We start from the raw sequence: 14,292 nt of genomic DNA, 5'->3' as shown, positions 1-14,292 counted from the left end.
CTCATTTCTCCCCTTGCATTCTAATTTATCTTCTAGTCTGTAACGTTCAATGCTATCTTGGCCAGACGGGACATACGACCTTTGCTCCAAGGCGGATTAAATGTAATGTTTACGTCCACCTCATTAATTTCTTCCACTGGTGCCAGCTTCTTTTTCACATCCTCCACAATCTCCCCTGCAAGCGGGCAGCCGATCGATGTCAATGTCATCGTTATATCCACATTATTAGATGCATCTATGTCCACATCATAAACCAGTCCAAGATTAACAATGTCAACACCTAGTTCCGGGTCTTCTACTTCCTCCAATATTTCCATTACTTTATCTTTCAATGCTTCCTGCATGATATCGCTCCTTTACATTTTGAGTTAGATGTTCAGCAAACCAATCCACTGTTGCCAACACACCTTCTCTGCTCACTTTGTGATCTGCATATTCATCCACAATGACCTTCATATTGTTTGGCTTATTTTTATAATAACCTTTATTGTTTTTTACAAACGTTAATAGCGGATCAATCGGAACCTCTGGGTCTCGTTTTCCATGCCAACATAACAAAGGCCGCGCGTTAAGGGATGATGGGTCGCTTGCTAGGTCATATGGTGTTAATTTCGCGTAGTAAGATTCTAATTGCTCTTCTGTAAATGGTAAAGCAAAACCTGCTTCAAGGAATTTGTCCACTTTGTAGCGTGCAAAATCTTGATAACTAGGGCAGCCCATTAAACTGACTGCTGCTTTGATCCAAGGGTATTTTTTTAAGGCACCGAATGTTACAATTCCACCCATTGATGTGCCGGCAACCCCAATTTCAGCTTCATCTGATAATCTTGATTCTGTAAGGTGTTTTTTAAGAATATCTATTTCATGAACAGTCTGGATGACAATTTCCCAGAATGCCTGCATCATTTCTTGACTCTTTAAACCGCTGTCTCTGTCTCCATGATGGATGCAATCAGGAAGTATCACCCGAAATCCTTTTTCTGCTAAAAGGTAGGCATAATGCAAATTATTTTCCTTCACACTTTGAAACCCATGTACAAAGATAACAGTAGGCTTAGAATTTGAAAAGGAATCTGCCTCACACACATGAAGAAACGAAACAGCACCTGTCTTCTGCTTGACGACATTGATCATCTTACTTCCCCCTGTCCAAATTTACCGCATTTTTCCTATTTTATATACTCTTGTCTAGTTTAACATGTAGACAATCAAATTTGAAAAAGGTTACACTTGAATCAGAAATATTTTTTTATGTACAAAAAAGGAGTTTGATACGGTGGAAAAACATCTAATTGCAGTTGACCTAGACGGAACATTATTGACAGATGACAAAAAAATTTCCAAACGAAATAAAACCGCCCTTCAAAAAGCGATGGAGCAAGGACACGAAGTAGTAATCGCAACAGGACGTCCATACAGAGCAAGCATCATGTATTATGAGGAAATGAATCTAACTTCACCTATCGTGAACTTCAACGGTGCGTTTGTGCATTATCCTGGGAACGATGAATGGGGAGTTTATCATGAGCCACTTTCCATTGATACAGTAAAAGAAATAGTCGAAGTAAGCGAGAAATATAACATACATAATATATTGGCAGAAGTAATGGATGACGTTTATTTTCACTTTCATGATGAAAAGCTTTTAGATATTTTCGGGTTTGGCAATCCGAAAATAGAAACGGGTGACCTGAGAAAAGTGCTGAAAAAGGACCCTACATGTATTCTCATTCATGCAAGTGAAGATGAAGTGCCTAAAATTAGAAAATATTTATCGGAAGTTCATGCAGAGGTCATTGATCACAGACGATGGGCTGCACCATGGCACGTCATCGAGCTTGTACGTACTGGGATGAACAAAGCAGTCGGATTACAAAGAGTTGCTGCTCATTACAATATACCTAAAGAAAACATTATTGCATTTGGCGATGAAGATAATGATTATGAAATGATTGAATATGCAGGCACTGGGGTAGCAATGGGTAATGCTATTGATGGACTGAAAGCAAAAGCTAACGAAATCACTTTAAGTAATGAAGATGATGGGATTGCTGTCTTCCTAGAGAAAAAACTGCAGCTTTAAGACCAATATTTGCCCTCATAGAAAGCACCGTTTTTACTTAGACTAGATAGTGGACAAGTGATTGTCCGATATGAAAAGGGGGGCTTTCATAATGGGTAGAAGCAGCAAATCAAAACGTTTTGTTCAGCAGGGTAAAAATTCTGTACAGCTTCATGACCAGCAAATCCCTTATCACCTTACGATGGAACAAGCAGAAGAGCGTAAAGCACATCAGGCCGAGCGCAATTCTCTTGGAGGGATATAATAATGGGAAACCAATTATTCCAATCCGCTCGTGAAGCAGTGATGAATGTTGTAAAGGGAAAGCAGGATTCTGCATCTGAGCATAACCATAAACATGATTATTCATCTGAAGTCGAATCGAATTCGATGAGTGTTGCCAAAAACGCATTATCCTCCGCTTATGCAAATTCAAACGAAGCTGAAAAAGCACAGCTTCGCGAATTGCAGGAAGAACTTTTCAACAGCCAACAAGATAAGTAACACAAAACAGCGCACAAGACTGATGAGAGCTTGTGCGCTGTTTTTTTTTCGAGCTGGTGATTGGAGCAAACGGCGAAGACTCCTGAGGGAAGTAGCGCTAGGTGGAGACCCTACAGGCTAAGCCGAGGCGGCTCCAGCAGGGCTCCTAGGAAAGCGAAGCCATTTGCGGAAATTACCAGCGGTGTTTAACGGTACTTAATCTTTCCGGAAGAACCCGAAGATACCAGCGGTCTGTACGATATTAGTGAAAGCATTAGGATCTGCTTCCTTCAAAATCCGCTCCAAATCATACATCTCATAACGAGTAATAACAATCATCAGCATTTCCTTATCCTCTCCAGTAAATGCCCCTCGTGCAGGAACAGACGTAATTCCTCGCACCATTTTCGCATGAATGGCTTCTTTTACTGCCTGCCCCTTCTTCGTCACAATCATGGCTGTCAACTTCTCATGTCTTGTATGTATTGCGTCAATAACACGAGTAGAAGCATAAAGTGTAACAAGCGTGTATAACGCTTTTTCCCACCCAAATACAAGACCAGCCGTAACAATAATCACTGCATTCAGTGCAAAAAAGTAAGTTCCGACAGGTTTGTCCTTCATTCGGGATAAAATCATGGCGATGATATCAAGACCACCTGTGGAAGCCCCCCACTTAAGTGTCAAACCGACACCTACCGCAGCGATGACACCACCAAAAACAGCATTAAGCAAAATATCGTCATTAAAACTGTAAATCGGTACAACCTCTAGAAAAAATGACATGAGGAAAACACTTAGAAAACTATAAATAGTAAAAGAGCGTCCTACCTTCTTCCACGCTAAAATTGTAACCGGTATATTCAGGAGCAATAACGTAATACCTGTAGAAATAGTGAAAGGAAGAAAATCTTCTGAGATACGGAATATCAACTGTGATACACCAGTAAATCCGCTTGCGTAAACATCCGCGGGTATCAGGAAGAAGTTCATTGCGATTGCATTTAGAAAAGCTCCGATTAGTACAATTAGCACCTTTTTTACATGTTGCTGGACATTCATATGGCCCAAAACCTCCTAACAGCCTGCTGCCTTATTTTATGTATTTTGCCTCTTTTTACCCTTCCGAAACGAAAATCTCCATTTTCTTTTCTTGAAGAGTCATTCATTAATGGGTAAACTTGAAAAAAGGAGTATTATTCCTCGTATGGAAGTAATAAAAATTTTTCTAATACAGCTTAACCCATGCTTGTAAGTATAGTAAAGAAGGTGACCTTATGACAATAAGAATTATTGCAGATAGTGCCAGCGACTTACCAAAAGATTTTTTTGAAAGTGAAATGATAGACCTTATTCCGTTAAAAGTACTGTTTGGAGACACTGAATATGAGGACATGGTCACTATTAATTCTTCCCAAGTGTATGATGCAATGCGCAGTGGCGAAGTGGTGAAAACCTCCCAAGCATCCCCAGTCTTTATGAAAGATTTATTTACTAAGGTAGCAAAGAATGGTGAAACAGCTATTTATGTAGCATTTTCTTCAGAATTATCAGGTACATATCAAACGGCAGTACTTATGCAAAACGAAGTATTGGAAGAGTATCCTGAGCTCGACTTGACTATTATTGATTCGAAATGTGCTTCATTGGGATATGGACTTGTTGTAAAAAGAGCTGCTGAAATGGCTAGTGGCGGTGCTTCCAAAGAAGAACTTTTGTCAGTTGTGAATGATGATATTCACCATATGGAACATGTTTTCACCGTGGACAATTTGGATTATTTGGCACGAGGCGGCCGCGTCAGTAAAGCATCCGCATTTGTTGGAGGCCTCCTGAATATCAAGCCTTTACTCCACATGGAAGACGGAAAGTTGATACCATTGGAAAAGATTCGTGGCCGTAAAAAAGTCTTGCGCCGTATGGTGGAAGTAATGCGGGATAGGAACGGTTTCAACACATCTGGTCAACGAATCGGAATCAGCCACGGAGATGATCTTGCTACTGCAGAAGCGTTAAAAGAGATGATTAAAGAATCTTGTGGTTGTGATGACTTTACGATTACTTCAATCGGATCAGCAGTAGGCGCCCATGCGGGTCCAGGAACCATCGCCTTATTCTTCCTCAATGGGAAAAAAGCGTAACACATAACTTCATGCAGGCAGGACAACCTATTCCTATCTTTTTGAGAAAGGGGTAGGTTTTTCTATGCCACATACAAGCGATAACGATAAAAAAGCGAAAGACAATAACGCCAAGCTCCACGAAAAGAATATGCAACGTGCGAAGAATGCACAAAAAGGTGAGCGTCAGTATTCTAAAAAGACGGATCATTTGTAGGATGTATTGGAGAGTCGCTTCTTTTATGGGGGCGGCTCTTTTTGTGTGTTGGGGAGGTTCTATTAGAGAACTATAGGGTGGTATGGAGGGTTGGTCGGGCGTATAGAGGGGATCTATTAGACATTTTGCTTGGGATTTTCGACTGGTCGGGCGTATAGAGCCCCTCTATTAGACATTTTGCTTGGGATTTTGCACTGGTCGGGCGTTTAGAGCCCCTCTATTAGACATTTCGCTTGAGATTGTGCACTGTTCGGGCGTATAGAGCCCTTCTATTAGACAATTCCCTTGGGATTTTCTACTGTTCGGGCGAATAGAGCCCTTCTATTAGACATTTCGCTTGGGATTTTCTACTGTTCGGGCGTATAGAGCCCTTCTATTAGACATTTCGCTTGGGATTTTGCACTGTTCGGGCGTATAGAGCCCTTCTATTAGACATTTCGCTTGGGATTTTCTACTGGTCGGGCGTTTAGAGCCCCTCTATTAGACATTTTGCTTGAGATGTGGACTGTTCGGGCGTATAGAGCCCCTCTTTTGCTTGAGATGTGGACTGTTCGGGCGTATAGAGCCCCTCTTTTGCTTGAGATTGTGCACTGGTCAAGCGTTTAGAGCCCCTCTATTAGACATTTCGCTTGGGATTTTGCACTGTTCGGGCGTATAGAGCCCTTCTATTAGACATTTCGCTTGGGATTTTCTACTGGTCGGGCGTTTAGAGCCCCTCTATTAGACATTTCGCTTGGGATTTTGCACTGGTCGGGCGTTTAGAGCCCCTCTATTAGACAATTCCCTTGGGATTTTCGACTGTTCGGGCGTTTAGAGCACCTCTATTAGACATTTCGCTTGGGATTTTGCACTGGTCGGGCGTTTAGAGCCCTTCTATTAGACATATCGCTTGTGATTTTCGACTGGTCGGGTTTAGAGACGCTAGAGACGCCAACACTTTTCAACCAACTCTAAATGCCACTTCACGCCAAACAAAAACAGCCCACTAGTCATCTAATGAGCTGCACTTCCGGCGTAGCCGAACACACTTTTATTCTTCTTCCTTTTTATACGTCCAGCCCTCAGACTGACGAATCAACCCTTGTTTCATGAGCTTGCCCATTGCACGCTTAAATGCGGCTTTGCTGATATTGAACTGTTCTTTAATATCATCAGGAGCACTTTTATCACTATACGGCATCGCTCCGCCCCTTAGTTCCAAATAGTCCAAGATAACCTGGGCATCCTCATCCATTGCTTCTTGTTTACGAGGCAACAGAGACACATTGATAGTTCCGTCATCTTTTACATCAATGACTCTTCCTTCAACCACTTGTCCTAATTTTGGTTCTTCCTTGCGTTCTGAATTATGAATGAACCCAATATAGCCTTCGTTGGAAATGATATAGCTTCCCACTTTTAATAGTCGATAGATGGTCCCTTGAATATTTTGATTAAGGATATCAGATGGAGCTTTAATTGATCTATCTAACATCACGTCTTGTGTGGCAAGTTTCCCGATCAGTTTTCCACGGCGGTCCGTTTTTACACGGCAAAGCAAATGTGCTCCAACTTGCGGCCATATTTCTTCATATACCGGTAGGTCATCTGCCGGAATAAGGGCATCTTTTGCAATTCCGATGTTAATGAAAGCGCCAAGTCCTGGAAGAACCTCCACTACTTCCATCCATTCATGCCCATTAAGGCCTTTTGGGATGGTCATGGTAGCTGTTATTCGGCTTTTCTGGTCTGAGTATAGGAAAACCTCTACCGTCTCGTCTTCTCCTAATTCTCTTGTTGCTTCATTTTTATGAAGAAGGATTGTCTCTTCTCCATCTGTAAGCATGTATCCAATAGGTGTCTCCCTGTCAACCGTCAATTCTAATACCGTTCCTGTTTGCATCATTTCTTAATACCTTCCTTTTTGCCCATTATTATTATCAACATTCGCCTAGCATACGAAAGTTGGATTAGATATGTAAAAGTGTACATGACTTTGATTAAGTTGTCCAAATCGCTTTATTCTACTATAATTAGGAACAGAAAGCGATATTTTTCTTACCATTACCTTTTGGTAAAATTTTTAAAACCTATGATGGAGGGATTTCCATGGCAAAAGAGAGCTCTTTTGATATTGTTTCAAAAGTAGATTTAGCAGAAGTGACAAACGCTATTAATATTGCGTTAAAAGAAATTCAGAATCGATTTGACTTTAAAGGCTCTGTCAGTGACATCAAACTAGAAAAAGAAGAAATTGTTCTTTTATCGGACAGTGAATTTAAACTGGATCAACTAAAAGATGTAATGGTCAGCAAAATGATCAAGCGAAATGTTCCAACGAAAAATATTCAATATGGCAAGATTGAAGATGCTTCTAAAGGAGCAGTTCGTCAACGAGGTAAGCTTGTGCAAGGCATTGATAAGGACAATACGAAAAAAATTAACACAATCATCAAGAACTCAGGTTTGAAAGTGAAAACTCAAATCCAGGATGACCAAGTGCGCGTTACAGGTAAAAATCGTGATGATCTCCAACAGGTGATTGCTGCTCTTCGTGAGGCTGACTTGGATATTGACCTGCAGTTTGTAAACTATCGTTAAGTTGTGACCATACCATACATATATCCCCCCGTTCCAAAATGACGGGGGGAATTTTATTTCCTTAAACAAATTGTCCCATAATCAGTTCATCCGAATACGTTCCGTCCTCAAATTTCACATGCCTCTCTTTTCTTCCTTCTACTTTAAATCCAAGCTTTTCATAAACATGTATCGCACGCTCGTTGTGGGCGAATACTTCTAGACACACTTTTTCTATATCTTTATCTTCTTTTGCCCAATCAAGCAGTCTATGTATCATCATACTTCCTAATCCATTGTTGCAGTATTCTTCTTGAATGCTGATGCCAAACATACAGATATGTTTTACTCTTTTTCTTGATCCTTTTGTGGCATTTAGCATCCCTACGATAGTCGAATCTTGTTCTGCCACCAGGGTAAAGTGTTCTTTTTGCCTATTATCTTGTAACCACTGTACTTCCTGCTCTAGGGTGACGTTAAATTCCTCTGGTGCTGTTAAAAGGTTACGCCCTTCTCCATATACTTTTTTAGCGTGCTTTAAAAGTCCCTCTGCATCTTCCATTCTTGCTTCTCTAATAATCATCTTGTCTCTCCCCTTTTTATCTCATTGGATAAATTATAGGCGCTTTTCTCATAATAGGAAAGATTATTGGAGGTGCTTATTATGACAAATCAGCAGAAACAAACGCTTCCCCCACAGCATCAAAACAAGCAGCCAGGAATTGAGTCCGAGATGACACCAAAACCTAAGTCAGAGGACTCCACTTATAAGGGCAGCGGTAAGTTAAAGGATAAGGTGGCCATCATCACTGGTGGAGACAGTGGGATTGGCAGAGCTGTCGCTATTTATTATGCAAAAGAAGGGGCCGACGTTGTAGTCGTCTATTTAAATGAACATGAGGATGCTAAGGAAACAAAAAGGCAAGTGGAAGCAGAAGGTCGGAAATGTCACCTCATTGCAGGAGATATTGGTGAAGAGACATTTTGCAAGCAAATCGTGGATGAGACTATTGCTAACTTTAATAAAATTGACATACTTGTCAACAATGCAGCAGAACAGCATCCACAGGAAAGCATTGAAGATATAACAGCTGCTCAATTGGAGAAAACATTTAGAACGAATATTTTTTCCTTTTTCTATTTGACTAAGGCTGCGCTCCCTTTTCTGGCAAGCGGAAGTTGCATTATCAATACTGCATCTGTCACAGCTTACGCGGGGAATGAACTGCTGGTCGATTATTCGGCTACTAAAGGTGCCATAGTGGCATTTACTCGCTCTTTGGCTCTGCAATTGGTTGGAAAAGGGATACGAGTAAACGGAGTAGCTCCAGGACCGATTTGGACACCACTGATTCCATCAACGTTTTCAAGCGGAAAGGTTGCGAGTTTTGGAGCAAATACTCCAATGAAACGTCCCGGGCAGCCAGAAGAGGTCGCACCAAGCTATGTGTTTTTGGCAAGTGATGATGCTTCGTATATGACCGGACAGATGCTGCATGTGAATGGCGGTAAGATTGTGAACGGGTAATGGGTAAATTTGGATGATGCATGGCGCTCTTTGAATCATAAAAGAGCGCTTTTTGAGGTGTTTTTTCTGCGGGAAGGGGTGCATACTGTGTAAATGTCCGAAGTTTTTCGAAAGTTGGCCGAAGATTCCCCGTTTTTGACCGAAGATTTTGAAAAGTTGACCGAAGTTATTGGATAATTGACCGAACCAAAATAGAATGTCCAAACCATATGTAAAAATTGACCGAACCCCGAAAACAATTGGCCGAAGGTACCCATTTATTAGTCTTTCATTGTCCAAACAACTAATATATTTGGCCGAACCCTTTTTAGCACCAATAAAAATGCAAGAAATCACCAAAGATACAGCAAGTTTTAATGAAAAAAGCCAACCCCATCATCAGAGGCCGGCTTCCGTCACAAATTCAATATAAGTCTATTTAAATAATTTACTTCACTTCACCATTTCCTTACACGTCTGTCGCTTCACCATAGTATGCGGAATGATAATCCGCTTTGTTGGCTCAGAAGGATCTTTCACTTTTTGAATCAATGTTTTCGCAGCCTGAAATCCCAGTTGAAAAATGTTGATGTCAACAGAAGTCAATGGAGGCCTAGCCACTTCCGCCAGCAACACATTATTAAAGCTTACAATGGACATTTGATCTGGTACGGAAATACCCATGTCATGCAAGGTATTAAGGATACCTAGGGACATTAGATCGTCGGAAACAACTAACGCTGTTGGTGGCTCATCAAGGGAAAGGAGCTCGGAAATCGCTTCTTGTCCCCCTTCTTTAAGGAACTCTTCATGAATGATGTATTCGTCCTTGTATGGAATTTCGGCGTCCCTTATGGCTTTTTCATATCCTAACAAGCGGTCAATGGTTACCACGAGTTGAATACTACCTCCAACGAATGCTACTCTATCATGTCCGAGACTAATAAGGTGCTGTGTCGCTTCTTTCGCGGCACGGTAATTGTCATTATCCACATGGGTAATTTCTTCTACCTGTTCAAATGGTTTACCGATAACGACAAATGGGAAGCACTCTTTTTGCAGATACTTGATAATTTTATCTTCTACTGCCGAATATAGAAGGATGATCCCATCAACACGACGTCCTTGAACCATCTGCATAACACCTTCTAGAATCTCGTTGCCTGTTACACCTGTTGACATATGCAGGGCATATTGTTTTTCATGAGCGGCAGTGCTAATTCCCCTTAGCACCTCCGGGAAAAATGGGTTTTGAAATGTTTTATCTGCCGATGCAGGCATCACAAGTCCGATTACTTGAGTGGACTGATTAGCCAGGCTTCTGGCTATAAAGTTTGGATGGTATCCAAGCTCTTCCATTGCTTCTCTCACGCGTTTTTTTGTTTTTTCACTTATGCGTGGATTGTTCGCGATAACGCGAGAAACTGTGGAAGGTGCCACATTGGCAATTTTTGCGACATCTTTTATGGTAACTGCCATGCACCTATCCCTCCCCCTTGATTAATTGGAAACGCATACAATATTAATAGTACCTTCCCCCTTAATGGAGGAGATGGGCACATTTATTTATTGTTCTTTTTCTTTCTTCTCATTACAGCAGCTGCAATAAAAGCAATAAAACCACCGTAAATCAATGCCATTGCACTGACAAACCCAACATTAATACCAGAATCTTCTTTAACGGTATAAATTTCTGCCGTTTCTCTATCTAGCCCGATCGTGTATTTGCCGTCAGAATTTCGAACCAATTCGTCTCCCAATGAACCACGTAGTTCACGATCTTCACCAACAACTTCAGCATCGATTGGAGCTACTTGCGTTTTACTGGAATTATTGATTGCGATAAAAGTGGTTTCCCCTTCATACTCGCGTTTTATTACAGCCATCGCATCATCGTCATAAACCATTTCATACGTACCATGTGTTAGGCTTGGCATAGTTTTACGCAGTTCTGCCAGCTTTGTAATATAATTGATCAGTTCCTCGTCTACTCTAAAGTTCATATCTCTGCGGTTATCTGGGTCTTCTCCCCCATCAAGCGCTATTTCGGTCCCATAATACATAATAGGTATACCTGGTGTTGTGTACATATAGGTCAATGCCAGCTTCAAGCGTGTAGGAGGATGTTGCTTCTTTTTGAGAGCAGCTCTTGTGAAACGCTCTACATCATGATTGTCCAAGAAGGTTCCAAGGACATAAGGGTTGTCGTATAGGTTTTGCTTGTTTTTGAACAGTGAATCTAAACGAGTCAACGATTCATCAGGCCCAGAAAATACACGGGTAAGTTCGTTGTATGTTGGAAAATCCACAAACGAATCTATCCCTGTTTCTTGATAACCTGCCACATATTTAGGGTCATCATGCCATACTTCCCCGATTAGGAAAAAATCTTCTTTCACCGATTTTACTTCCTCAGTGAATTCTTTCCAGAAATCTTTCGGGACATGTTTGACGGTATCTAATCTGTAGCCGTCAATGTCGGTCTCTTCAATCCACCATTTGGCCATATCAATCAGGTACTCTCTGGTTTCGGGATTTTCTTGATTTAAATCAGGAAGACCGTATATCCAACCATTTTCCACTTGTTCTTGGTCATCCCAGTTTCGGATAGGTTCGTTTGGGTGGAACCAATCCTTTTTCTCTTCTTCGTTTAGCCATGCATGCTGATAACCAGTGTGGTTGACGACGAGATCCACAATGATTTTCATGTCTCTTTTATGAGCTTCATTCACTAGATCCTTAAATTCTTCTATGGTACCGAAATGTTCTTCTGTATTATAGAAATCTTCCGTCCAATAACCGTGATACCCTTTTTCTTCATTTTGAACGATAGGGGTCAGCCACAGGGCTGTAAATCCCATATCCTTTAAGTAATCCAGCTTTTCTGTAATCCCGCGGAAATCTCCGCCGTGGTATGCTTTTGGATCATCTCGGTTCACCTCAAAGTCGTTTGAGGTATCACCATTATTAAATCGGTCAATCATAATAAAATAGATAATCTCATCTTGCCATGCGTGTTCTTCTTTTTCAGCGTTAACAGGTTGAACGGATGGAACGAACCATGCAGAAAAAAGAAGAAACGGAACGAGAATGAGCCCCTTCACTCTTTTCATCAATTCCGCTTCCCTCCCTTAAATCGTTTTAGTAGTACAGCTTACGGTTAAATAAACCCTTGCTTTCCATAAACGATTATATACTATTCTTATCCTTTTGTTCCACCTGCAGTTAGTCCTGCGATTAAATAGCGTTGTAGGAACAAGAATAACAATGCTATTGGAATGGCAATTAAGATAGAACCTGCCGCAAAACGGGTGAAGTTGTTAGCAAATTGATCATTGATAAAGTTAAATAATCCTAGTGCTAACGTAAAGTTTTCAGGACTTCTTAATACAATTCGTGGCAAAATAAAATCTGTAAATGGCGCCATGAAGTTAAATAGTGCTACTACCGCTAAGATCGGTTTCGCAAGCGGAAGCATGATTTTAAAGAAAACTCCAAAATGTCCTGCTCCGTCCATTCTAGCCGCTTCATCCAACTCTTTTGGAATCGTATCAAAATACCCTTTTACAAGCCATGCATTAAATGGAATTTGTCCACCAATATATACGATCGTCAAACCTACAAGAGTATCTAACATACCGACCATATTCAATAAAATATAGATTGCTACCATCGCCATTAATGCCGGGAACATTTGCAATAGTAAGAATGCGTATAATCCATACGTTCTTCCTCTAAAGCGGTACCTAGAAAAGGCATAAGCGACAAATGCAGTTACTAATACAGAGAAAAATGAATTGGCTACTGCAACCAGAATACTATTTTTATACCAGATCAAGTAGTCACTCTGAGGATCTGTAAATAACCAAACATAGTGCTCAAGTGACCAGTTTTCCGGAATCATGGATGCGGAATAAAGACTTGTTCCAGGATTCAAGGATAGTCCGATAGTCCATAAAAGCGGGTAGGCAATAATGATGAACATGAAGCCTAGGAATAAGTAGATCAATGATACTTCGATCTTGGATTTCGTTTTTAGGTTCATTAAATATTACCCTCCTCTTTAAACGAACGAGTACGACGGAATTGGAAGAAGGCAAAACCGGCTACAATTAGTCCGAGTATGATCGATATTGCTGCTGCCATGTTGTAGTTACTCGTATCGAATGTCAGTTTATAAACCCATGAAATCAAGATATCCGATCCTCCGGCATTTTGACCACGCACAGCAGGACCACCCTGATTAAACAGATAGATGATGTTAAAGTTATTAAAGTTTCCTGCATATTGCATAATTAAAAGTGGTGCAGTTGCGAATAAAAGATGTGGCATGGTGATGAAACGGAATTTCTGGAAACGTGTTCCTCCATCAACATCTGCCGCTTCGTACCAGTCTTTAGATATACTTTGAAGTACACCAGTGAACAATGCGAATACGAATGGGAACCCTAACCAAGTTTGAATCATGATGATTGCGATCTTTGTATAGAACGGATCGGTCAACCATGGAAGCGCAACACCAATTGTACTTAGGATGTCACGGTTAATGGCACCAAAACGGTCATTAAACATCGCAGCGAAAATCAAGATTGTAACAAACGCAGGCACAGCCCACGGTAAAATCAAAATTGTACGGATAAAGCGTTTATATTTAATACGGGGGTCATTAACTAGCAATGCTAAAAATAGTCCTAATGCAATTTGGCCGGTTGTTGCACAGACAGTCCAAACAATCGTCCAGGCAAATACACTTACAAATGTGGATTTCCAAAGTGGAATCGATACCAGACTTGTAAAGTTCTCAAAACCTACCCAACTCAATAAAGCTCTTGGAGGCGTATTATATAAGTTGTAATCCGTAAATGCCAACGAAACCATGAACATCAAAGGAAGAACAACGATGAATAAAAGCAGGATTAATCCTGGAATGACCATAAAATAAGGAAATCCATTGTCATAGAAGCTCTTAAGCGCTTCTTTTACAGTTGGCTTTTCTTTTCCCAACTTTAAGTCGATTGCATTATTTCTCGCATCCACTACATTCACGTAGTATAAGGCCACTGCAAACACAGTGATAATAACAGAAATTAGTCCTTGTATTAATAAAAAGATGGAGTGGTCTACTCGAGGAATTTCTCCAAGTGTGAATAGTCCCCAATAACCAATGTTAAGAAACTCGAAAAACGTAATCAAAAATGCAGCTTCAATGATGATGAATGTAATCCCTTTCGCATATCTGCGGTTATAAAGTTGACCTAACCCTGCAAAAATAATGGAAAGGACCATCGCTAAGGTTGGATTGTGTGAGCGCATTTTTTCAGTTGCTGTGCCGGACATAGCAGAT

General features: G+C 40.8%; 16 protein-coding genes. 7 read left to right on the top strand and 9 right to left on the bottom strand.

The genetic code is table 11. From position 1 onward, the window contains the following. Positions 1–32: 32 nt before the first annotated feature. Positions 33–347 (bottom strand): metal-sulfur cluster assembly factor, encoded by a 315-nt coding sequence (locus FZC76_RS17510; RefSeq protein ID WP_187442140.1) that lies wholly within the window; start codon positions 345–347, stop codon positions 33–35. Beyond that, positions 322–1,134: an alpha/beta fold hydrolase gene (locus tag FZC76_RS17505; protein ID WP_148989462.1), complete on the bottom strand. Its 813-nt coding sequence runs from the start codon at positions 1,132–1,134 to the stop codon at positions 322–324. The genes FZC76_RS17510 and FZC76_RS17505 overlap by 26 nt, the downstream gene beginning before the upstream one ends. Before the next feature lie 142 nt (positions 1,135–1,276). Between FZC76_RS17505 and FZC76_RS17500 the strand changes: the two genes are divergently transcribed. From FZC76_RS17500 to FZC76_RS17495, 3 genes are all read left to right on the top strand, one after another. Beyond that, positions 1,277–2,083, top strand: coding sequence for a Cof-type HAD-IIB family hydrolase (locus tag FZC76_RS17500; protein WP_148989461.1), 807 nt, complete (start codon positions 1,277–1,279; stop codon positions 2,081–2,083). 91 nt (positions 2,084–2,174) lie between these two features. After that, complete coding sequence (locus FZC76_RS23205) at positions 2,175–2,327, top strand: hypothetical protein (RefSeq protein ID WP_010192046.1); 153 nt, start codon at positions 2,175–2,177, stop codon at positions 2,325–2,327. A 2-nt stretch (positions 2,328–2,329) separates the two neighbouring features. After that, positions 2,330–2,566 (top strand): DUF3813 domain-containing protein, encoded by a 237-nt coding sequence (locus FZC76_RS17495; protein ID WP_148989460.1) that lies wholly within the window; start codon positions 2,330–2,332, stop codon positions 2,564–2,566. 195 nt (positions 2,567–2,761) lie between these two features. Here the strand turns inward: FZC76_RS17495 and FZC76_RS17490 are convergent, their stop codons facing one another. Continuing rightward, on the bottom strand, positions 2,762–3,607 hold the full coding sequence (locus tag FZC76_RS17490; RefSeq protein WP_148989459.1) for a YitT family protein: 846 nt from the start codon (positions 3,605–3,607) through the stop codon (positions 2,762–2,764). A 215-nt stretch (positions 3,608–3,822) separates the two neighbouring features. Here FZC76_RS17490 and FZC76_RS17485 point away from each other — a divergent pair, with 215 nt between their 5' ends. Beyond that, complete coding sequence (locus FZC76_RS17485; RefSeq protein ID WP_148989458.1) at positions 3,823–4,686, top strand: DegV family protein; 864 nt, start codon at positions 3,823–3,825, stop codon at positions 4,684–4,686. A gap of 64 nt (positions 4,687–4,750) precedes the next feature. Next, positions 4,751–4,882, top strand: coding sequence for a DUF3941 domain-containing protein (locus FZC76_RS17480; RefSeq protein WP_148989457.1), 132 nt, complete (start codon positions 4,751–4,753; stop codon positions 4,880–4,882). 1,030 nt (positions 4,883–5,912) lie between these two features. Here the strand turns inward: FZC76_RS17480 and FZC76_RS17475 are convergent. After that, on the bottom strand, positions 5,913–6,764 hold the full coding sequence (locus FZC76_RS17475; RefSeq protein ID WP_262372714.1) for a CvfB family protein: 852 nt from the start codon (positions 6,762–6,764) through the stop codon (positions 5,913–5,915). Positions 6,765–6,970: 206 nt separating this feature from the next. Here FZC76_RS17475 and FZC76_RS17470 point away from each other — a divergent pair, with 206 nt between their 5' ends. Further along, positions 6,971–7,462, top strand: a complete 492-nt coding sequence (locus FZC76_RS17470; protein WP_148989455.1) for a YajQ family cyclic di-GMP-binding protein — start codon at positions 6,971–6,973, stop codon at positions 7,460–7,462. A gap of 61 nt (positions 7,463–7,523) precedes the next feature. Here the strand turns inward: FZC76_RS17470 and FZC76_RS17465 are convergent, their stop codons facing one another. Further along, the gene (locus FZC76_RS17465) at positions 7,524–8,024 is read right to left on the bottom strand and encodes a GNAT family N-acetyltransferase (RefSeq protein ID WP_148989454.1); all 501 of its coding nucleotides are present in this window, start codon (positions 8,022–8,024) and stop codon (positions 7,524–7,526) included. Positions 8,025–8,105: 81 nt separating this feature from the next. Between FZC76_RS17465 and FZC76_RS17460 the strand changes: the two genes are divergently transcribed. Then, positions 8,106–8,969, top strand: a complete 864-nt coding sequence (locus tag FZC76_RS17460; protein WP_148989453.1) for an SDR family oxidoreductase — start codon at positions 8,106–8,108, stop codon at positions 8,967–8,969. A gap of 432 nt (positions 8,970–9,401) precedes the next feature. On the opposite strand, the gene FZC76_RS17455 is transcribed toward FZC76_RS17460, so the two are convergent. From FZC76_RS17455 to FZC76_RS17440, 4 genes are all read right to left on the bottom strand, one after another. Continuing rightward, on the bottom strand, positions 9,402–10,427 hold the full coding sequence (locus FZC76_RS17455) for a LacI family DNA-binding transcriptional regulator (protein WP_148989452.1): 1,026 nt from the start codon (positions 10,425–10,427) through the stop codon (positions 9,402–9,404). A gap of 83 nt (positions 10,428–10,510) precedes the next feature. Continuing rightward, complete coding sequence (locus tag FZC76_RS17450; protein ID WP_148989564.1) at positions 10,511–12,061, bottom strand: alpha-amylase family glycosyl hydrolase; 1,551 nt, start codon at positions 12,059–12,061, stop codon at positions 10,511–10,513. 89 nt (positions 12,062–12,150) lie between these two features. Beyond that, positions 12,151–12,993: a sugar ABC transporter permease gene (locus FZC76_RS17445; RefSeq protein ID WP_148989451.1), complete on the bottom strand. Its 843-nt coding sequence runs from the start codon at positions 12,991–12,993 to the stop codon at positions 12,151–12,153. Next, complete coding sequence (locus FZC76_RS17440) at positions 12,993–14,285, bottom strand: sugar ABC transporter permease (RefSeq protein WP_187442130.1); 1,293 nt, start codon at positions 14,283–14,285, stop codon at positions 12,993–12,995. Before FZC76_RS17440 ends, FZC76_RS17445 begins: the two co-directional genes overlap by 1 nt. Positions 14,286–14,292: the final 7 nt, after the last annotated feature.

The organism is Sutcliffiella horikoshii (genome assembly GCF_008180725.1).
GTDB lineage: Bacteria > Bacillota > Bacilli > Bacillales > Bacillaceae_I > Sutcliffiella_A > Sutcliffiella_A horikoshii_B.
The sequence above is the reverse complement of the archived record's forward strand: the minus strand, read 5'-3'. Positions and strand labels throughout refer to the sequence as shown.

Bases quoted from the DNA above. Each gene is read 5' to 3' on its own strand.
- FZC76_RS17480 (WP_148989457.1), top strand. From the start codon at position 4,751: ATGCCACATACAAGCGATAACGATAAAAAAGCGAAAGACAATAACGCC.
- FZC76_RS17485 (WP_148989458.1), top strand. From the start codon at position 3,823: ATGACAATAAGAATTATTGCAGATAGTGCCAGCGACTTACCAAAAGAT.
- FZC76_RS23205 (WP_010192046.1), top strand. From the start codon at position 2,175: ATGGGTAGAAGCAGCAAATCAAAACGTTTTGTTCAGCAGGGTAAAAAT.
- FZC76_RS17475 (WP_262372714.1), bottom strand. From the start codon at position 6,764: ATGCAAACAGGAACGGTATTAGAATTGACGGTTGACAGGGAGACACCT.
- FZC76_RS17440 (WP_187442130.1), bottom strand. From the start codon at position 14,285: ATGTCCGGCACAGCAACTGAAAAAATGCGCTCACACAATCCAACCTTA.
- FZC76_RS17495 (WP_148989460.1), top strand. From the start codon at position 2,330: ATGGGAAACCAATTATTCCAATCCGCTCGTGAAGCAGTGATGAATGTT.
- FZC76_RS17465 (WP_148989454.1), bottom strand. From the start codon at position 8,024: ATGATTATTAGAGAAGCAAGAATGGAAGATGCAGAGGGACTTTTAAAG.
- FZC76_RS17460 (WP_148989453.1), top strand. From the start codon at position 8,106: ATGACAAATCAGCAGAAACAAACGCTTCCCCCACAGCATCAAAACAAG.
- FZC76_RS17445 (WP_148989451.1), bottom strand. From the start codon at position 12,993: ATGAACCTAAAAACGAAATCCAAGATCGAAGTATCATTGATCTACTTA.
- FZC76_RS17450 (WP_148989564.1), bottom strand. From the start codon at position 12,061: ATGAAAAGAGTGAAGGGGCTCATTCTCGTTCCGTTTCTTCTTTTTTCT.
- FZC76_RS17455 (WP_148989452.1), bottom strand. From the start codon at position 10,427: ATGGCAGTTACCATAAAAGATGTCGCAAAAATTGCCAATGTGGCACCT.
- FZC76_RS17505 (WP_148989462.1), bottom strand. From the start codon at position 1,134: ATGATCAATGTCGTCAAGCAGAAGACAGGTGCTGTTTCGTTTCTTCAT.
- FZC76_RS17490 (WP_148989459.1), bottom strand. From the start codon at position 3,607: ATGAATGTCCAGCAACATGTAAAAAAGGTGCTAATTGTACTAATCGGA.
- FZC76_RS17470 (WP_148989455.1), top strand. From the start codon at position 6,971: ATGGCAAAAGAGAGCTCTTTTGATATTGTTTCAAAAGTAGATTTAGCA.